Source organism: Rahnella sp. Larv3_ips, assembly GCF_003697865.1.
GTDB classification, from domain to species: domain Bacteria; phylum Pseudomonadota; class Gammaproteobacteria; order Enterobacterales; family Enterobacteriaceae; genus Rahnella; species Rahnella rivi.
Window position 1 is genome coordinate 323952 of the sequence record NZ_MJIB01000014.1, and the last position, 19189, is coordinate 343140.

The following is a 19189-nucleotide window of genomic DNA, read 5'->3' on the forward strand; positions in this document are numbered from 1 at the left end:
GGCGTTACACGCTGAGCGACCACCGCATTTGAGAAACCGGAACGGTTACAGTCCGGTTTACAGGATAGCCAGTGCAGTCGGGTCAGCCCCTTCCCGCACAAATACCGGGATCTCACGCATCGGTGCGGCGACACTCACCGCCCTTCCTCCTTCATAACGTTCGCCATTAAGTGCCACCCAGGTTTCTCCCGCCGGTAACCACACCTCGCGTTCGCGCTGGCCTGCATGCAAAATCGGCGCGACCAGTATGTCTGCACCGAGCAGATACTGATCTTCCACCTGCCAGCTTTCCGGCTGAGCGGGATACTGATAGAACATCGTGCGCATTGCCGGATCGCCGTTTTCGTGGGCTTGTTGCATGACGCGGCTGATGTACGGACGCAGCTTTTCACGCAGGAATAGCCCGCTTTTCATCAGGGCATAATTCTCTTCGCCATAGCTCCAGACTTCATTCGGCGCGCCGCTGTTGCACTGCGCTATGCCTTCACGCCAGGGTTCTGACGGCTGAATTTGCGGTTCGCGGTAGCCGTGCAGGCGCATCACCGGACAGAACACGCCCCACTGGAACCAGCGGATCAGCAACTCCTGAAACGCCGGATCGTTGACGTTGCCGCCCTGAAAACCACCGATGTCGGTCGTCCACCACGGAATACCCGCCAGCCCCATGTTCAGGCCAGCAGCAATCTGATTGCGCAGCGCGTGGAAGGAAGAGTGGATGTCGCCGGACCACGCCAGCACGCCGTAACGCTGGCTACCCGCCCAGGCGCAGCGCACCAGATTGACGATCTCGTTTTCGCCTTCCTGCTGCAATCCGTCGTAAAAACCCTGGGCGAATTTCTGCGGATAGATATTCCCCACTTCCAGCACCGGACCAAGGTGATAGCGATAGTTATCAAAATCATACGCACGGTATTCCGGCTCGGCTTCATCCAGCCAGAAAGTGCGGATGCCCAGATCGAAATAGTTTTGTTTCACTTTGTCCCAGACAAACTGACGTGCGCCGGGATGCGTGGCATCGAAGAACGTACAGTTGCCGAGGAAATCCAGATTCACTGACACACCGCGATCGGTATTCACCAGATAACCTTTGGATTTCATCTCTTTATAGTTATCGGTGCGGCTGTCCACCGTCGGCCACACCGACACCATGGTTTCGATGCCGAGGGATTTAAGCTCGGCCACCATCGCTTTCGGATCCGGCCAGTCCACCGGATCAAAACACCAGGTGCCCTGATTCGGCCAGTGGAAGAAATCAATGACAATCACCGAAATCGGCAGATTGCGCCGCTTGTATTCACGCGCCACCTCCAGCACTTCCTGCTGGGTGCGGTAACGCAGTTTGCACTGCCAGAAACCGGTGGCGTATTCCGGCATCTGCGGCGCGGTACCGGTCGCGCGGCCATACTGGTGCATGATGTCAGCGGGCGTATCACCGGCGGTTATCCAGTAATCCATCTGCTCGGTGACCTGCGCTTCCCAGCGGGTAATGTTCTTGCCGAACGTCGCCTCGCCAATCGCCGGGTTATTCCACAGCAAACCATAACCGAGGCTTGAAAGCATAAACGGCACGCTGGCCTGCGAGTTGCGCTGCGCCAGTTCCAGCGTGCAACCTTTCAGATCCAGACAACTCTGCTGATACTGCCCCATGCCGTAGATTTTCTCATCCGGACGCGATTCAAAACGCACGGTGAGCTGATGTTTGCCACCGGGAATGGCTTTGAATTCGCGGGCATCCATCTTCAGCGCGCTGATGTATTTATCCTGACTCTTCTCTGTCGCGCCGATCCCCACGGTCGAACGCTGGCGCCAGAACTCTTCGAGGATAAGCTCGCCCCGCTGGTTATAAAACGCCAGTTGCCCTTTGATGTTCACCGTTGCCGTGATGTTGCCGTTGCGCAGCGTGAGGGTTTCGGTGCCGTGGCGGATGTCAGCCTGTGGCTGTGTGGAGGGCGGCAACAGCGCCCACAGATGATCATTCAGCGCCGGACGGCAGGTGGCGCGCACGCGCAGACTGTTTTCGCCCCAGGGTTCAATCACCAGCGTTTGCTGATCGAAATGCCAGAGGATGCGGTTTTTTTCGGCGATTAATTCGCTCATGCGGACTCCTGTGTATGCAAGATGGCCTGACGTTCAGGCTCGCGTTCCTGAGAAATTTTGGACTGGTTGATCTGTTTCATGGTGGCGTCATTGAGCTTGTACCAGCGCATCGACAGCGCGCTGAACATCGACAACACGCCCGGCACCAGCGAGAACAGCGCAATAATCGACAGCATCGCGGCGGTATTTTGCTGGGCGGCATGCGGCACGTAACCGCTCATGCCCAGCGTCCAGCCGACCACCGCCCCGCTCACCGCCATCCCCATTTTGAGGATCGCCAGCAAGGTCGAGAACACGGTGCCGTCCATGCGTTTGCCCTGTTTGTATTCACCGTAATCCACCACGTCAGACATCATTACCCACATCAGCGTGGTCGTAACCTGATAGAAAGTGGACACCAGCAGCGTCATGCCCACCAGCAGGGAGATCCACGCCGGAACGAAGAAGATCGCCGCGCTCAGGATGCCGGTCACAATGGCGCAAAGCGTGAATGCCGTCAGCTTGCTGCGATTGCGGGTCAGCGGTTTGACCAGCAGGCTGCCGAGGCTTTTACCAATAATGTGCGCGGCCAGCAGCCACATAAAGTAGCTGGCGTTGCCGAGATAATAGGTGACGTAATACATCATCGCGCCGAGACGCACGACGCCGAAGGAGATGTTAAAGAAGATCAGCGCCGCGACCACGCGCCACTGGTCGTTACGCACTAAATCGCGCAGATCAGAGAGGAAATTTTCATGCGTCGGCGGTGCGCTGATACGTTCTTTGGTGTTGAGAAAACACAGCAGGAACATCACCACGGCCACCGAGGCCATGATCGCCATCGCGCCGAAATAACCGTCAAGCTTATTGCCGCCGCCCAGCATTTCCGCCAGCGGCATCATCAGGAAGGTGGACATCGCGCCGCCCAGGGTGGCGAGGAAAAAGCGATAGGATTGCAGGGAGATTCGCTGGGTATTATCCGGCGTAATGATCGCGCCCATCGAGCAATAAGGAATATTGATGGCGGTGTACATCAGCATCATCACGCAGTAGGTCACGCTGGCATACACCATTTTGCCGCCCAGCGTCAGGGATTCCGGCACGGCATACACCAGCAGGCAACTGGCACCAAAAGGCAGCGCCAGCCAGAGAATATACGGGCGGAACTTACCAAATCGGGTCTGCGTGCGGTCGGCAATCAGCCCCATCGCGGGGTCAACAATCGCATCCGCGACGCGCGCCACCAGGAACATGGTGCCGACAAACACCGCCGGTAAACCCACCACATCGGTGTAGTAAAAGGTTAAAAATATAATGACATTATCCAGGCCAATATGGCTCGCCATATCCCCCAGACCGTAACTCACTTTCTCTTTGACGGATAATTTTCCACTCATAACTCGTTCTGCCTTTTGTCCGGTTAAACAAAAAAGTCAGTCCGTCCGCTGGGCTGAAGAACTGTTATAGAGAGGTTAAATGCCGGTCACAATTGCGAGATGTTGTAAATTTCTTACGATATTTAGCTTCTGTGATACCGGTAACATCGTGGAGAGAGGCTGTTGCAGCGCGGGGGGATGGACAGTTGGCCGGGCAGGTTTCGGTTTCTCAGGTGCGGTGATCGCTTAACATTTTGCGCCGAAACCGACCAAAAGAGGCCAGGACGGGCCTCTCTTGGATCTCTCGCGTCTTTAAACTGCGCGCTGTCGCTCGCGGGCTATGTTTCAGGTGCTTTCGCTATTGCCGCAAAATCCCGCCGCTGCGCGGTGCCCTCCGGACGGGTTACAACCCGCGCACACTGACGCGCGGTTTTCCACCGCGCCTCCGTCGTGATTTTTGAGCGCGGCCAGTGGCAGTATTTCGTTCTCATTCGTGTGGCAGCGCAGTGAGTGAAGTTGTCACCGCATTTAAGAAACCGAGACTCACTCAGTCTCGTCGTGAAAAACACTACTCACCTGATCATTACAAAATGAACTAACTCAATCTGTGAATGTATCGATCGTTAATTACACAGGACTATTCGTGCTGTTTTTGATTGCTAGCAACCGGTTATTAAGATATTTCTCACCCAAAACTGTACAAATCTGCAATCTTTGTATAACTTCTTTACACCCCTGCTTTATCATTAGTCCGTCATTTACGGGCATATTCAGCCTGGTTTTTGGAGGAGAATGTGGATTTCCCCTCCTCCAAAAACTTTTTTTTAATGCTGGCCTTTTTCTTTTGCAAAAAAGGCATGGGATGAAACAGGGAAACGAATTGTGAAGCATTGCTAAACAATACTATGTTTTCTCACTCGCAACAGACACTTCTCATGTCATGATTTACCATGCGAAGTATTAAGGAGGTCTATATGCAACTCGAAGAAGAACAAACAGTTACTGAAATCAGCGAATACTTCAAACCGCAGGAATCCCAGACCTTAAGTGAAGTGGAAATTTTGGGCAGAGTGGTGTCCAGCCTGTTGTGCAGCCGCTTCCCGGTAAGCAATAAAGCCATCATCGAAGGTCTGATCCGCCAGATCGAAATCGATTCCAACATCAGTAATCAGCAGGCCTGCCGCAATCTGCTTGAGCTGGTCTTGTTGTCCACGCAGGATGATGTGATTTAAATAAAAATACGGCCTGTTAAGCGATGCTAACAGGCCGTAAACTTTATGGTAACAAACCGCGGTCGCGCCTCAGAGAGACTTCAGCGTCGCAGCAATCACCTCTTTCGCAGGGGTTGTCGGGCGACCAATCAGTTTGCTCAATGTATGTGAATCATCAAACAGCCCGCCCTGCGCCGCGCCTGCATCAGAATCTGCCAGCATCTCCGCCAGCCAGTCCGGCAAACCCGCACCGGTCAGTGCTTTTGCGAAATCCGCCTGCGTCATGTTGATGTAATCCACTTTTTTACCTGACAGTTGTGCGATCTGCGCGGTAAATTCTGCCAGCGTGTAAGCCTCATCTCCCGCCAATTCGTAAACGTTGCCCGCCTGATTATCCAGGCTCAGCACCGTTGCAGCCGCTTCGGCGTAATCTTCACGCGCTGCAGAGGAGATACGGCCTTCACCCACCGCACCAATAAAGGCATTGTGCGCCAGCGCCGGGGCGATGCTCGCCGCGTAGTTTTCCGTGTACCAGCCATTACGCAACAGCACGAAGGGAACGCCTGATTCACTTAAGGCTTTTTCGGTCGCGCGGTGTTCAACGCCAAGCCCCAGCGGGCTTTTGTCCGCGTGCAGCAGGCTGGTGTAGGCCAGCAGTTTTACGCCTGCGCGTTTTGCCGCATCAATCACTGCGCCGTGCTGCGCTTCACGCTGACCGACTTCACTCGAAGAAATCAGCAGCACTTTTTCAACACCTTTGAACGCGCTGTCGAGCGTCGCTGGCTGGCTGTAATCGGCCTGACGTAACTCCACGCCCAGCTCCGCCAGATCTTTGGCTTTTTCCGGGCTGCGCACGGCGGCAATAATCTGATTCGCCGGAACTTTCTTCAACAATGCAGCGATAACGAGGCGGCCTAACTGGCCGGTGGCACCGGTAATTGCGATCATGTTGTTTCTCCAAAAGTGTAAGACACGAGATTTATGTTCTGAAGGGCGCGAAATGCGTCGCCGTTGAAACATCCTATGCGATATACTTTCTTTTGGTAAGTACGCACTAAAAGGTAAGTATGAAAATAATATCGTCCGATAAGTCGGCTGACGCATTACCGCTCACGGAGCAAATCCGGCGTGGCGAGGTGCTCGATCCTAATTGCCCGTCACGGGAGATCTTGCGTCATATCACCAGCCGCTGGGGATTACTGGTGCTGATCGCCCTGAGCGAGGAGACGCTGCGCTTTAGCGAGCTGCGCCGCAAAGTGGGGGGCGTCAGTGAAAAGATGCTGGCCCAGACCTTACAGGCATTTGAAGAAGATGGCTTTATTGACCGCCGCTCTTATCCGGTGGTGCCGCCGCATGTGGAGTACCGGCTGACGCCGCTGGGTATCGAAGTTAAAGACCAGATTGCCGGGCTGGCTAACTGGCTGGAATCAAATCTGCATCGCGTAATGAAGCAGCGCAATCTGCGCGTGGTGGGCGGGGAATGATTCACAAAATATTTTGATAAGAACCCCAAAATTCTCGCCTATCATTGCTCCGTTCCGGCAACTAACATCATTTCATTGATTCGTTAAATTCTTTAATTCAATGAGGTGATGTATGCCGCAGTCCCATCAGCAACATGTAACACTCGTCATTACTCACAGGATCGCACCCGCCAGCGAAGCACTCTATGAAGCCTGGTTGAATAAAATTATGCCGCAGGCCGGCAGCTTTACCGGGCATCTGGGCGTGAATGTGATCCGCCCGAGCCGCAGCGGCGATCCTTACACCATTCTGGTGCGCTTCGATACGCTGGAAAATCTCAACGCCTGGCATAATTCTGAGCTGCGTAAAGAGCTGGTAAAAGAAGTCAGCCCGCTGTTACTGCAAAACGACAATACCGAAGTGCGCCCCGGTGCCGAATTCTGGTTCACACCGCCCGCCGCCAACGTCCGCCCCCCTGCCCGCTGGAAACAATATCTGCTGACCCTGCTGGTCATTTACCCGTCGACCCACATTGTGCCCTGGTTCTGGGGGCAGATTTTACCGCACCTCAAAGGCACCGAAGGCGGCCATATCCTGAATGACGCTTCCGTTGTCGGGCTGGTGGTTTTCCTGTGGATGCCCGTTATCACCCGAGTTTTTCATTCATGGCTGACGCGCACTTCCGCGCAATGACAGGAGCTTTCCCAATGAACAGTTTCGCATCCCTGATCCTGATAAATGGACAATTCCACACCGTCGATCGTGAAAAACCACGGGCGAACGCGGTGGCGATAAAAGACGGTAAATTTCTGGCCGTCGGTACTGAAAATGAAGTGATGCAGTTTGCCGATGCGCAGACGGAGGTTGTGGACTTACAGGGTCACACGGCGGTCCCCGGCCTTAATGACTCGCACCTGCACCTGATCCGCGGAGGGCTGAATTACAATCTGGAGCTGCGCTGGGAAGGTGTTCCGTCGCTGGCGGATGCGCTGCGAATGCTGAAAGATCAGGCAATGCGCACGCCCAGCCCGCAGTGGGTTCGCGTGGTCGGTGGCTGGACGGAATTTCAGTTTGCCGAACGGCGGATGCCGACGCTGGATGAAATCAATCAGGCCGCGCCCGACACGCCGGTCTTTATTCTGCATTTATATGACCGTGCCCTGCTCAACCGCGCGGCGCTAAAGGTGGTGGGTTACACCAAAGACACGCCTAATCCGCCGGGCGGTGAAATTCAGCGCGACAGCAATGGCAATCCGACCGGGATGCTCATCGCCAAACCGAATGCCATGATTTTGTATTCCACGCTGGCAAAAGGGCCAAAACTGCCGCTGGAGCAACAGGTGAATTCCACCCGACAGTTTATGCGCGAGCTAAACCGCCTCGGGCTGACCAGTGCCATTGATGCGGGCGGCGGCTTCCAGAATTATCCCGAGGATTATCAGATCATTGATGAGCTTCATCAGAAAAAACAGCTGACGATCCGCATCGCCTACAACCTGTTCACCCAGCGCCCGCAGCATGAGCTGGAAGATTTCGAACTGTGGACCGACATGCTGAAACCCGGCCAGGGCACCGACTTTTATCGCCATAACGGCGCGGGGGAAATGTTGGTGTTTTCCGCCGCAGACTTTGAAGATTTCCTGCAACCGCGCCCGGATTTACCGCCCGGTACTGAAATTGAACTTGAGCGCGTGGTGCGCCATCTGGTGGAACACCGCTGGCCCTTCCGGCTGCACGCCACCTATGACGAGTCGATCAGCCGGATGCTGGACGTATTTGAAAAAGTGAACCACGACATTCCGTTCAACGGTTTGCACTGGTTCTTCGACCATGCGGAAACCATTACTGAACGCAATATCGAACGCGTTAAAGCGCTGGGCGGCGGCATTGCGGTGCAGCATCGCATGGCGTTTCAGGGTGAATATTTTGCAGAGCGCTATGGCGCTGAAGCCACAAAACACACGCCGCCGGTGGCGAAAATGCTCTCGGCCGGATTACCTGTCGGGCTGGGGACGGACGCCACCCGCGTTGCCAGTTACAATCCGTGGACCGCGCTGTACTGGCTGGTGTCCGGCCGCACCGTCGGCGGCATGGCAATGTATGACGACGATGCGCGAATCGACCGCGAAACAGCGCTGATGCTGTGGACGCAGGGCAGCGCCTGGTTCTCCAGCGAACAGGGCAAAAAGGGGCAGATTAAAGCCGGGCAACTGGCCGATCTGGCCGTTTTATCGGAAGATTTCTTCAGTGTCGCGGAAGAGCGCATCAAAGGCATTGAATCGGTACTGACCATGGTCGATGGAAAAGTGGTTTACGCGGCAGGCAGTTTCTCGCCGCTCTCACCACCGGCGATCCCGGTATTGCCGGACTGGTCGCCGGTCACCCGTGTGCCGGGGCATTACCGTTCTGCTCCGCCAGAAGGGGCGGCACGGGTCGGGCAGATCCGACAGATGCATCAGTGCGTCGGGCCATGCGGTGTGCATAAACACAGTCATGACCTCGCCCGCGGGGCCGATGTTCCGGTATCCGATGACAACGCCTTCTGGGGCGCACTCGGCTGCTCCTGTTTCTCGTTCTGATCGTGTCTCCGTGATGTGAAAAAGCCCGCAGTTCATTTGAATTGCGGGCTTTGCGGTTCCCCTTTTCCCGGCCTGTCGTTTCTCACGTCGCAACAAAAAAGCATACCGGTGCGGGCGCAGGATGTTTTCAGCGTGCACTCTCATTCAGCCTGTCTGGCTTATCTGAGTGTATATTCCGTACATCACCGGAATAAGCGTGAACAGTGATATTTTTAAGCCGGGCATTGTAATTCCTTAATCCATAATTCAAGTTGCTCACGATAGACAAAACACGGTTTTCCTTTTTCATGAATATTTTCATTTTCAAACACAAACACCATGCATGGGTAGTCAACAGGCATCATTTCTATTTGTTCTAGCTCCAGTTCATTAGGGAACAGATAAAGGAAATCAGAATTAGAGAGTTTCCTGAAGTCTTTAATAAACCAGCATCTGAAGTCGTATTCATTTCTTAAGATTTTCATTCTGTCGTGTCCTTCATGTGCAAACCGGTATCGTGCAGTCACGCCACATTGAAACGGTGGCATACCGCTCTCACCTATCTGTCACTTTTCGTTTTTAATAAATTGATGAATGAATGAAGTTGCTGGTCCGTTTGTAAACCATATTTCTTCATCAGTGCGTATTTCTTAGAATAAACCGTTTTTAAATTAAGATTAACGCTGCCTGCGACTGCAATAGTGTCCTGCCCCTGAAGCCAGAGCGACGCAAATTTTCGCTGGGGTAACGTTAAAGATACCCTGTTACAAAGAATGCAATCCGGTTCAAGCTGGCAGTTCTCTGTATTACGTTGATTATCAAAAGCCCGTAATAGTTTGGACCTGAGATCTTTCAGTGAATCATTCCGGTAGAGGTACACCACATCATTAAGGCAGTGTGGCAACAACGCCTCGGGCAGGGAGTGCTGGTTTTTATCCTCCAGAATTCCGATTAAGACTCCTGGTTTTCGCCATTTAAGTTCCGGAATACAAAAGGATGCCTCGCCACAGACCAAATCAATCACGATCACATCAGCCTGGTTAACATTCTTTTTGGTGAATCCGGAATGGTATTCGACGAATTCACGCTGGCTTTCATAGATCAGTTCTGCGAGAAAGATTTTGAACGACTCGCCATAGAATGTGCATTGGCTCCCGATGAGTATATTAGTCATATTTATCCGATGTATTTGTCAACACACATTTTTATCAAAATCTCTTTGGCAGAGAATTTATGTTAATGAGCAGACCATTTTTAATAGTGATATACCCGCCCGCTTTCAGCGTGGATAATGTCTTAAGTATGCCGCTGCGGGAAAGCATGCAGCGCCCTTGTATATAATCGAGGGCTGTCGTCGTTGCACGCACTTCAAAACTTTCATGACACAGGGATTTAAGAAAGTTACATATCATCTCATAATTACTTATCCCCACGGTTTCTCTTTGATATTCACTGAACCGGGTGGTGGACAACATCATAAAATAACACAGGCTTTTCCACAGATGCTTGTTTTCAGCATACAAAAAGAGATCATCAACACTGATATAACGGTATTCAATATCCGTACTGGCCACAATCTGCACATCGGATTTTGAGTGGAACACGTCCTGTAACCCGACAATATTCGGTGCCACGATGGTGGAAAGAACCAGAGAGTCATTTGTTCTCTTCAGAATGCAGCTTCCACTGTATAAAATAAGGCACATCCGTTTTTCATCCTGATCCAGACTGAACCGCTGCCTGGCGACGCCTTTTTTTAAAGGAAACTCAGTTTCAATAGATGAAAAAATATCGTCTATTTCAGAAATTGCGCCTTTAGATTCTACGACTTTATTGAGGTCATACATAAATTATCTCGACTGGTAAATAGTTTCCTGATCTTTAGTGAAAGCCTGATAAATATGTTACGTTCATGCTGACGCTTTACTTTATTAACGTCAGCAGGACGTTTTATATTTAACTGATTTTTCTCAATCTCACTGGCACATCACCCTTCTCTGGTTACTGATTATCCAAGACTAGAATTAATGCATCAAAGTATTTTTGATTTGTTTTTACACCTTAAGTCTTTTATTACACTCTGAGTATAATAATACTCACAGAAAAATGGCGCCCCCTTTATCACAAAGATCAGCGTGGTTATCCGGGCATCTGCATCATGCTGCACTACATATTTTGTTGCTTTGCTTAATCAACAAGGCTATAAATTTATAATATGTACCTGCATAGATGTGGAGGCTATAATAATGGAAATGATCATCAAGGAAATTACAACGCGGATTACCCCACTGAAAGTATCACCCGGTGTCACTCTGGAGGGAAAAATGGGTGAAGAGTATATTTGTTACTTTTTCACCGGAGGGCTTGGCGTGGTGTATGTTGACAGAACAGCGGAGCCTTTATATACCATACGTGAACCCGTTCTGGTGGGATTAAGTCAGTTACTGAGCCACGAGGGTGAGATTAATGTCAAAGTCATGCATTCTTCAAATGTGTATAAGGTTCCGGAAGGAATATTACTGGAAATAATTAACAGGAATAGCGACTGGGAAAAGCTTGCCATTCATCTCTCAAAAATATTCACGCTAATTAACAGGCAAAGGGAAAAAAAACGGAAGGAAAAAACGCGGAATCTGATCATCAGTACACTTGAGATGTTAAACAATGAAAGTGATGAAGTCAGACTTGCTCATACTGTTAGCTGTTATCTGCGAAATTTGACCGGCCTCTCAAAAAGCACCATCGCCAGAGAATTAGAGTCCTTGAAAAAACAGGGATGCATAGATATCCGCAACGGCGTTCTGTTACGTTTTACTCATTGACAGGTCAACAACGTCGGGGAAAAAGATCTGGCCCTCTCATTCACCCTCTGATCCACTATACTTGCAGTCTATACATTTTTTGCTAAGTAGAAATGATGCCCAATAACTCATCAATATATATCACCAAACCAGTGGTTAACGTTCAGTTTTTAATTAACTCACTGCTTGAATCTTTCCCCATGTCCAGGGCGCGGACAGGACAGCGTTTTCAGTTGATGAAAGATAATCAGAAAATGTGTTTTTTCCTGGCACAGGGGTTTTGCAATGCAAAACGCAACCGGGACGCGTTAATTGTTGCCAGGATCCGCGCACCTGGCGCGGTGGGGCTCAACCTTTTTGCACCTGACATATCAATACTGTTTATCCAGGCAGGAAACGATGTGGAGTACCTTTACCTTCCTCTTGATACCGTTTTGCAGCACATTGAGGAACATAATCTTTGGAAGGATGTTTCCTATCTTCTGATGTATTACGCCGCTGAGTTCCAGGTGTATTTACAGACAAACACGTCGGTCCCCACTTATGAGCTGGTCTGTAATCATCTGTGGGTTTTAAGCCAGGAGACTTTCGAAGTCAGGGCAACAACCCCCGCTGCGCAGTTTATTCTTGACCGCACCACGCTTTCGCGCAGCAGTGTGATGAAAATATTATCCGAACTGGTACGAGGCGGGCACATTGTGATCAACAGAGGATTGTTAATAGAAATCAAAAACTTACCACAGAGTTATTAATTTGCTGCTTTATTCAGCCATGTCGCCATTTTTCAGTCTTCTTCTTGCGAAGATAACGCACAATCTGGCGACATATTTTCTTTTAAAGGCTGACCCCGTCACTGATAAGTGAAGCTCATCAGCACCTGCGAGGTGAAGGTCCCCGGAACGGTGTCTCCCGTGACCGTATGCAGCCGCGCCGCCAGATAATAGACGGCGTTGTGTTGGGCATCCACCGTCACCGCCATGCTGCTGCCATTGCTGAGTATCACCGATCTCTCCGCATCGCGCGCAAGTTGCACATCGATGTTCTTCGCCGTGCCGCTGTTGGCGAATAACGTGGCGTCATCGGCTGCGGCTGTGCCGCTAAAATTCACTGTCGCGACGTTGGTGGTGGCCGGGCAACGGTTAAGTTTCACGCTGAAAGGTTTCCAGGCGGTGGAAGACCCGGCCTGTTTTAAATCCGTGCTGCGTAACTGTTCAAAGTCGATTTCCTGACTGACTGACCCGCTGTCTACCGTACAGGCACTGGCGACCACGTTACCGCTAATTTTCAGATCAGTCGCCTGAACGGCACTGCTCACGATCCCCGCTATAGTCAGCAGGAAAATTTTTGTTATCAGCCCGCGCATTCAGGCATCTCCTCAGGTCGGGTTAGGATCAGTTGTAGGTGAAATTCGCCTGCACCACGGCGTTGATGCTGCCCGGCGTTACGCTGCCGGTTGACGTCACGGCGCGCGCGCTCAGGGCGTAGGTCACGGTTTTATCGGTCTGCACGGTCTGCGTCAGGGTGCCGTTATTGCCTAAAATGGTGGAACCGCTGGAAAGTTCCACCGCCAGCGGCGTGGCGGTACCGGTATTTTTATACATTGTGGTTTGGGTGGTATCTGCTGTGCCGGTGAAAGTCACTTTCACGTTAGCCGTTCCCGCCGGGCAGGAGGTCAGTGCCAGATTAAACGGCACCGGCGTGGTGCCGCTGCCTGCAACCTCCAGGCTGGCGGCCTGAATGGTTTTGCCCAGATCCACATTCAGATCGCTGACGCTGTTATTGACCACGCAAGGCGAGGCGATGACGTTGCCGGTAATATTAATGTTTACCGGATCGGCATAAACCGATGTGATGCCCGATGCAATGACTAAGGCAGACAGAACAGTTTTTTTTAATAATGTTTTCATAAGATCAATCCTTTTATCCGTTAACCTGAGTTAACTCTTCGCCGTTCAAATTATTAATTTGATTCAGACGCATTACTGATAGGTAATATCCAGTGTGGCCGTAGCATTTGCTGAGCCGCCCGAAACAGCTGCTTTAGTTTGGTAATATTGTGCCCCGAACGTAAACGTTTCCAGCCCACCCGCAGAAGTCTTGAGTAATACATTCTGATTAACCGTCATCGGTTTATTATCATAAAGCATTTGAATACCAACACCTTTTGCCACCCCTGCACTTCCTGCGTTGGTTAATTTCAATACGCCGGCTGCTGTAGTATCCGGATTTTGAGTTCCTGTTAGCTTGACATTGACCCGCGCGTTCGCTTCGCAATCAAGACCTATATCAAAATTCTTAAGTTTCGCGGTAGTCCCGACCGAAACAAGTTCAGCATCAGAAATATCATCTAATTTAATATTAATGCTTTGCGTTTTAAGAGAGCAACCCGTTGATGTTGCAGCCACGTCCGATCCTAAAGTCAATGTGGCAGACTTCACACTCGGCGTCCCATCAAAAGATACGTAACCAATTTCACCTTTTTTTATCACACCGGGGCTTACTGGCCCAGTCACCACTAAATCAACAGTAAAATAATTCATAGTCCACGGACCGCCACTTATCAACGCATAAGTATTATACTTACCTGCAGGATTATTAAAATAGGTCATCTCTTGAGCTCTAATCCCAATACCAGTAACATTTGTTTTATATACATTACTTATTCCTGTGGTAACGCCTCCTAGATAAGTCATGTTGTAATATACATAACCACCAGATCTGGGACAAAAACCTACGTACCCAGAGTTTCTTGCATCGACAGATGTTGTGGCTACAACGGATCCTACCGGGGTGTTTTTTTGCACATTAATAGCAGGTAATGTTACAGTTTTCGAAATTGGATTAATATCATAACCCGGCTGGCCAATTGGCAGATAACTTGTACAAGCGGCTTGTGTTGGAGATATGCTACCAAGTATCAATAAAATATTTGTGAACATTAAAAATAAAAATTTCATTTTCTAAAATATTCCTTATTGGCATTGTCCAATCGCAGTCTGAATACCGACATTATTCTTTTCCTGTTTAAAAAGAGAATAAATAACCTGACATTGTTGCGAAGCATCATTACCCCATTTCGCGGTTAATGCCCCTTCGTCATTCAGACCGGTTAAATAAACCTGCCCGTCGTCGCCGACAATAAAGGCCTGATTATCTTTCTGTGATATATCGGTTACAGTGGCACCAAAGGGCACCGGCGCGCCGTCATTGCGTTTCAGGGTCATTAATACCCGCTGCCCGACGTTGGCTTTAAAGTTTGCCCGCACCACTGCGCCGCGCGTTGGCACCACGTTCTGGCTGGTGAGCGTTAAATCCACGTCTTCCGGTAAGGTTTCAGTATTCAGCTGGATCTGATTCTTACGGTACGGCGAGGTGTAAGGCACGATGGCATAACCCCGCCAGTCGGTTTTCACCCCGGTCTGGCTGCTGATGCCAACGTTACCGGCACCCGGCGCTTTCACCAGCGCAACGGTTTCACCCAATGGCTGACCTAATGTGACGCCGTTTTCATGCACCACCAGCCCGCCCTGCAGGCCGTAATTCAGACGTTCGTTGTCGTGATCGTAAGAATAACCGCCGTTCACTTCACCGTAGGTCCCGCGGTAATCGGCATTGACGTTACCGCTGTTACCCTGCCCCTGGCTGCCGTAGCCTTCCTGCACGCCCCAGCTCAGATTGTTATCTGCCAGTAAGGTGCCGTTTAACCCTGCCGTTTGGGTGGTATTGCCTTTCTTGCTGGTACTCATATTGTAACTGGCATAAGTATTACTGTGCGGCATCCAGATAGAGAGCGGAACGCTGACGCTCAGCCCGAGGATCTGATCGCGGTCGTAGATTCTGCCGACATTACCGTTATGGCCTTCACCCTGCTGCGCGGTGGAATTCTCGTTATAGCTGTAGTTCAGGCTGTAACTGATGCCTGCCCAGGAGTTGTTATAGCCGAGTGTAATGGAACGCATATTACGATCGGTGTTCCAGTAGTCCTGATTGATCAGGCTGACGGAAAGCGACCCGGCCCCTTCCCACAAGTTCTGGTTTACCGAAAGCTCGGTGCGGTTTTTCTGCCGCTCAAACAACGGCGTCGTCTGCCCGCTGCGGTAGGTGTCCATCACATCCTGCAGGCTGAAATAGCCTGCGGTGGAATAACGGTAACCGGCAATGGAGAAGTTAGTGCCGGTTGTCAGCACGTCCTTACTGTAACGCGCACGCCATGACTGGCCGCTGGTCTGTGCCTGATCCTGCATGGTTGACCATGCCTGGGTGGCATCAACAGACACCGCGCCCAAATCGCCAAGGTTTTTACCCATCCCCAGCGCCAGTGATTTATACGCGCTGGCCGCCTGGCCGCCGCCGTAAATCGTGAAGCCATGCGGCAGGCCGTAAATGGCGGTGCCCTGGCCGAAAGTGGTTTTATCCACGTTCGAGTCATATGAACGGTATTGCCCGCCGGTCAGGGAAAATTTCACCCGCCCTTCGCGCTGCAAAACCGGAAGGGAAGCAAAAGGCACGACCAGTTGCTGTTCACTGCCGTCGGCTTCTTTGATGGTGACGTATAAGTCACCGCTGCCGCCGGTCGGGAACATATCGGTGATTTCAAATGCGCCCGGTGCCACGTAGCTCTGATAAATGATGTAGCCGTTCTGGCGGATGATCACCTGCGCATTACTGCGCGCAATCCCGCGCACCACCGGCGCGTAGCCTTTCTGGCTGTCCGGGATCATGTCGTCATCGGAGGCGATTTGCGCGCCGCGAAACGGCACACTGTCAAACACATCAGACGGTGAACTGGAATCGCCCAGCGTCATCTGGCTTTTCAGCGCAACAATATTGCGCTGCGCATAGGTGTAAACGTTATCCCACGACGACTGCCCGGAACTGCTGCGGTTATAGGTGGAATAATTGCGTAACCGCCACGGCCCTATATTCACGCCCGGCCGTAAATTGGCGTACTGGTTGTCACTGTCCTGCGCGTTACCGGTGCGGGCGTAGGTGTTGGCGCCGGTCAGGCTGTAATTGAGCAACAGAGCGGTAATGCCGTTGTCCCACTGTTCCGGTGGCACAAAACCACGCGCGACCTGTGCCACTGCCGCCTGGGGCATGCTGATCAGCAACTGTTGTGCGCCGAAACGGTATTCGGTGTCGGCCTGAGGAATGGCGCTTAAATCAGCACATTCACCCCCGCCCAGCCCCGGAAACAGTTTGGTCTTCACGCCCATGGCGGCCAGCGTTTCAGTGCTCAGACAGGGCTGAAGTTTCGCTTTGCCGTCTTTGTCTTTACCGGCGGTAAACACCACATCACGCGTATCGACCTGCTCGTTATTGAGGAAAACATCCACGTGATAGGTGCCCGGCAGCTGGCTGCCGTTATTTTCAAACACCGAGAGATCGGTGGCACCCTGCTGCGGGTTATCAATCTGCAAAAGCTCAGGGTTAAAGTAATCATTTGCCTGCGCGTCAAACGTCAGGCAACCCAGAACGGTCGCCACCAGCCAGGCCAGCCGGCTGACGCGTGGCGCATACTTTTGCGCCAAAGTATTATTTTTGCTGCCCATTATTTGATGCTCCATCACTTACCGGCCGGCTCAGAGAGCCGGGTAAGCCACTGTCTTCCCTGAATAAAAAGTAGAGTTACAACGTTGATGAATGAGATTCGCCAATGCCGCCGTAATCACTGATGATTTTCCACTGGATTTGGTTACCCGTGATATTTCCCGGCAGGGCAAAGCTGGCGCTGCTGTTGGGAGCCACATAGGTTGCAGAATCGACTTCTTTACCGTTCAGGGTGACCTGCTGGAAATTCATATAAAAAGGTGTCGGGTTAGTGACCTGCAGCTGATTACCGTTGCGCTGCCATTTCAGGTTCTGTGCAACCTCTTCAGGCACGCCTTTTAACCCTTCAGGGCGGTAAATCAGTTTAATTCGGGTTTTCACTGCCACCTGCAGGGTATTCTTTCCTTCTTCTTTAACCGAAGAGGGGATGGATTTAATATTCATCCAGTACAGCGTTTCCTGATTGGACGGAATATTGCCGCCAGCACGCACCACGCGCAGTACGTTATTTTGATCACCATCTAAACGGAATAAGGGTGGCGTGATCACAAAGGGGGCTTTCTCAACGCCACCGCCGGTCGTTTCAATCCAGGATTGAATCAAATAAGGGACCTTATCCGGGTTATTGACGTTCAGTGAAGACTCCTTTTTCGCGCCGTCATAAATAAGTCGGGTTCCACCGACCACCACACCCGCCTGCGCAAAACTCGCGGTAAAAATCAGACTCAGGGCTAATAATCCAGGAACAAATTTCATTTTTTATTTCCACTTGATTAAAAAAAGCGGGTTGTTGTATGTTTATACGCCAACCCGATTACTTATTTATTTATCCGTTAATGACGGGCAAATAACTTAGTTATATACAACAGTAAAGTTAGCTACGGAGTTAGCCGGACCTGCGGTAACGGTTGCAGCGGTAGAAACGTAACGCGCAGTGAAGTCCAGGTTGTTAACACCAGTAGAAACCAGCGGGTAAGAAGCAGAAGCAGTTGCCAGTGGCAGAACAGTGTTAGAAGAATCCATCAGCTGGATACCTACACCTGTTGCAACGCCAGTGTCTTTGGTCAGCGCCAGAACACTGTTGTCGCCGCCTGCTGCAGTACCGTCGAATTTAACAGACGCTTTAGTCACAGTTGCCGGGCAGCTGCTCAGTTTCAGGGTAAACTTAGTCGCAGCAGCAGTGTCACCCGCAGCAGAGAAAGAAGTTTTAGAAACCTGACCCAGAGTCACGTCCAGCGGAGAAGCCGGAGTGTTAGCAACCACACAAGCAGAATCGATGATCTCGCCTTTGAAGTTAACCTGACCATCAGCAGCAGAAACAGCTGAAGCAGCAGACAGGATAGAGACAGCAACGATACCAGCAGCGATTAAATTCTTTTTCATTACAAGATTCCTTTTAAATAAAATGATTGCCAGTGTTAAAACATTTAAGTGAATACCATTAATAAAATTCATTATTAATAGCCATGCACATGGCGTTTCCATTTGGCGATTGTTATTACACGATTTAAGAGAAGGTGAAGAGATGAAAGATTCATATATTGTCGCGGGAGTTAATTTAACTTTTGCGAAATACTGTTTCTCACTATACTGCTTGCCCTTATCTTCTGAGGCGCATTATCTACAACTGGATAAGTTTGCTCAATGATTATTTTATTCATATAAATACACTTAATTCTTTTTTGGACTGCGGGTATTAATTTATATAGCGGGGAGGTAAGTGGCGTTCATATAGTTTCACAGAAAGGCGTTATTTTTCAATATTCAAAAGATAATATCAGGGGTTTTGAGTACGGGGAATTAAACCAGGGTAAACAGCACCGGGCGCCGGTGCCTGATGACATCATCTCCGCGCTGCCCGTCTTTTCACCCGGATCCGTTCTGACGGCACAAGCCTCCCCGGCTTTGTGCCGTAAAATCCGTGCATGTTTTGGTGACAGGTGAAAATCCGGTCTAAACTTAATCAGCGTGAAGCAAACTCTTACCTCTAAAAAGGATGATGTAAATGAAAAAAATCATTTTAGCTGCCTCTCTGCTTATCACTGCCTTTTCATTCAGTGCATTAGCAGCTGACCAAGTCTCTAAAGAAGAGGTCACTCACTTCAAACTGGTAAAAATTAGCAACATCACCGTGTCACAAAGTGGCGGGCAGG

At 50.7% G+C, this 19189-nt stretch carries 18 protein-coding genes and 1 pseudogene; 7 read left to right on the plus strand and 12 right to left on the minus strand.

Annotation, left to right across the window (positions count from 1 at the left end):
* Positions 1–57: 57 nt before the first annotated feature.
* On the minus strand, positions 58–2097 hold the full coding sequence (locus tag ED901_RS18100) for a TIM-barrel domain-containing protein (protein WP_122096767.1): 2040 nt from the start codon (positions 2095–2097) through the stop codon (positions 58–60).
* The gene (locus tag ED901_RS18105) at positions 2094–3473 is read right to left on the minus strand and encodes a glycoside-pentoside-hexuronide (GPH):cation symporter (protein WP_056780012.1); all 1380 of its coding nucleotides are present in this window, start codon (positions 3471–3473) and stop codon (positions 2094–2096) included. The genes ED901_RS18100 and ED901_RS18105 overlap by 4 nt, the downstream gene beginning before the upstream one ends.
* Before the next feature lie 953 nt (positions 3474–4426).
* Here ED901_RS18105 and ED901_RS18110 point away from each other — a divergent pair.
* The gene (locus ED901_RS18110; RefSeq protein ID WP_056780009.1) at positions 4427–4684 is read left to right on the plus strand and encodes a biofilm development regulator YmgB/AriR family protein; all 258 of its coding nucleotides are present in this window, start codon (positions 4427–4429) and stop codon (positions 4682–4684) included.
* A 69-nt stretch (positions 4685–4753) separates the two neighbouring features.
* On the opposite strand, the gene ED901_RS18115 is transcribed toward ED901_RS18110, so the two are convergent.
* Entirely contained in the window at positions 4754–5611 is an 858-nt protein-coding gene (locus ED901_RS18115) for an SDR family oxidoreductase (protein ID WP_122096768.1), read from the minus strand.
* 119 nt (positions 5612–5730) lie between these two features.
* Here ED901_RS18115 and ED901_RS18120 point away from each other — a divergent pair, with 119 nt between their 5' ends.
* From ED901_RS18120 to ED901_RS18130, 3 genes are all read left to right on the plus strand, one after another.
* Positions 5731–6147: a helix-turn-helix domain-containing protein gene (locus ED901_RS18120; protein WP_122096769.1), complete on the plus strand. Its 417-nt coding sequence runs from the start codon at positions 5731–5733 to the stop codon at positions 6145–6147.
* A 112-nt stretch (positions 6148–6259) separates the two neighbouring features.
* Entirely contained in the window at positions 6260–6820 is a 561-nt protein-coding gene (locus tag ED901_RS18125) for an antibiotic biosynthesis monooxygenase (RefSeq protein WP_122096770.1), read from the plus strand.
* A gap of 14 nt (positions 6821–6834) precedes the next feature.
* Positions 6835–8706, plus strand: coding sequence for an amidohydrolase (locus ED901_RS18130; RefSeq protein ID WP_056779998.1), 1872 nt, complete (start codon positions 6835–6837; stop codon positions 8704–8706).
* Positions 8707–8918: 212 nt separating this feature from the next.
* Here the strand turns inward: ED901_RS18130 and ED901_RS18135 are convergent, their stop codons facing one another.
* From ED901_RS18135 to ED901_RS18145, 3 genes are all read right to left on the minus strand, one after another.
* Positions 8919–9170, minus strand: coding sequence for a hypothetical protein (locus tag ED901_RS18135; protein WP_122096771.1), 252 nt, complete (start codon positions 9168–9170; stop codon positions 8919–8921).
* Between the two features lie 74 nt (positions 9171–9244).
* On the minus strand, positions 9245–9859 hold the full coding sequence (locus tag ED901_RS18140; RefSeq protein WP_122096772.1) for a hypothetical protein: 615 nt from the start codon (positions 9857–9859) through the stop codon (positions 9245–9247).
* Between the two features lie 34 nt (positions 9860–9893).
* A complete protein-coding gene (locus ED901_RS18145; protein ID WP_122096773.1) occupies positions 9894–10532 on the minus strand; it encodes a helix-turn-helix domain-containing protein in 639 nt (212 codons plus the stop codon).
* Between the two features lie 399 nt (positions 10533–10931).
* On the opposite strand from ED901_RS18145, the gene ED901_RS18150 reads away from it, so the two are divergent.
* Positions 10932–11507, plus strand: a complete 576-nt coding sequence (locus tag ED901_RS18150) for a helix-turn-helix domain-containing protein (RefSeq protein WP_122096774.1) — start codon at positions 10932–10934, stop codon at positions 11505–11507.
* A 215-nt stretch (positions 11508–11722) separates the two neighbouring features.
* Complete coding sequence (locus ED901_RS18155) at positions 11723–12238, plus strand: helix-turn-helix domain-containing protein (protein WP_240993980.1); 516 nt, start codon at positions 11723–11725, stop codon at positions 12236–12238.
* Positions 12239–12336: 98 nt separating this feature from the next.
* On the opposite strand, the gene ED901_RS18160 is transcribed toward ED901_RS18155, so the two are convergent.
* The 6 genes from ED901_RS18160 to ED901_RS18185 all read right to left on the minus strand — a co-directional run bounded on the left by ED901_RS18160 (position 12337) and on the right by ED901_RS18185 (position 18419).
* Positions 12337–12849: a fimbrial protein gene (locus ED901_RS18160; RefSeq protein WP_122096776.1), complete on the minus strand. Its 513-nt coding sequence runs from the start codon at positions 12847–12849 to the stop codon at positions 12337–12339.
* 28 nt (positions 12850–12877) lie between these two features.
* Positions 12878–13393, minus strand: coding sequence for a fimbrial protein (locus ED901_RS18165; RefSeq protein ID WP_122096777.1), 516 nt, complete (start codon positions 13391–13393; stop codon positions 12878–12880).
* A gap of 72 nt (positions 13394–13465) precedes the next feature.
* A complete protein-coding gene (locus ED901_RS18170) occupies positions 13466–14443 on the minus strand; it encodes a fimbrial protein (protein ID WP_122096778.1) in 978 nt (325 codons plus the stop codon).
* 15 nt (positions 14444–14458) lie between these two features.
* Positions 14459–17038 carry a fimbria/pilus outer membrane usher protein gene (locus ED901_RS18175; protein ID WP_122096779.1) on the minus strand — a complete coding sequence of 860 codons (2580 nt, stop codon included), beginning with the start codon at positions 17036–17038 and terminating at the stop codon, positions 14459–14461.
* A 76-nt stretch (positions 17039–17114) separates the two neighbouring features.
* Positions 17115–17792 carry a molecular chaperone gene (locus tag ED901_RS18180; protein WP_122096780.1) on the minus strand — a complete coding sequence of 226 codons (678 nt, stop codon included), beginning with the start codon at positions 17790–17792 and terminating at the stop codon, positions 17115–17117.
* Positions 17793–17888: 96 nt separating this feature from the next.
* A complete protein-coding gene (locus ED901_RS18185) occupies positions 17889–18419 on the minus strand; it encodes a fimbrial protein (protein ID WP_122096781.1) in 531 nt (176 codons plus the stop codon).
* A gap of 622 nt (positions 18420–19041) precedes the next feature.
* On the opposite strand from ED901_RS18185, the pseudogene ED901_RS25645 reads away from it, so the two are divergent.
* Positions 19042–19189 (plus strand): annotated as a pseudogene (locus ED901_RS25645) (DUF1471 domain-containing protein); the annotation flags it as partial.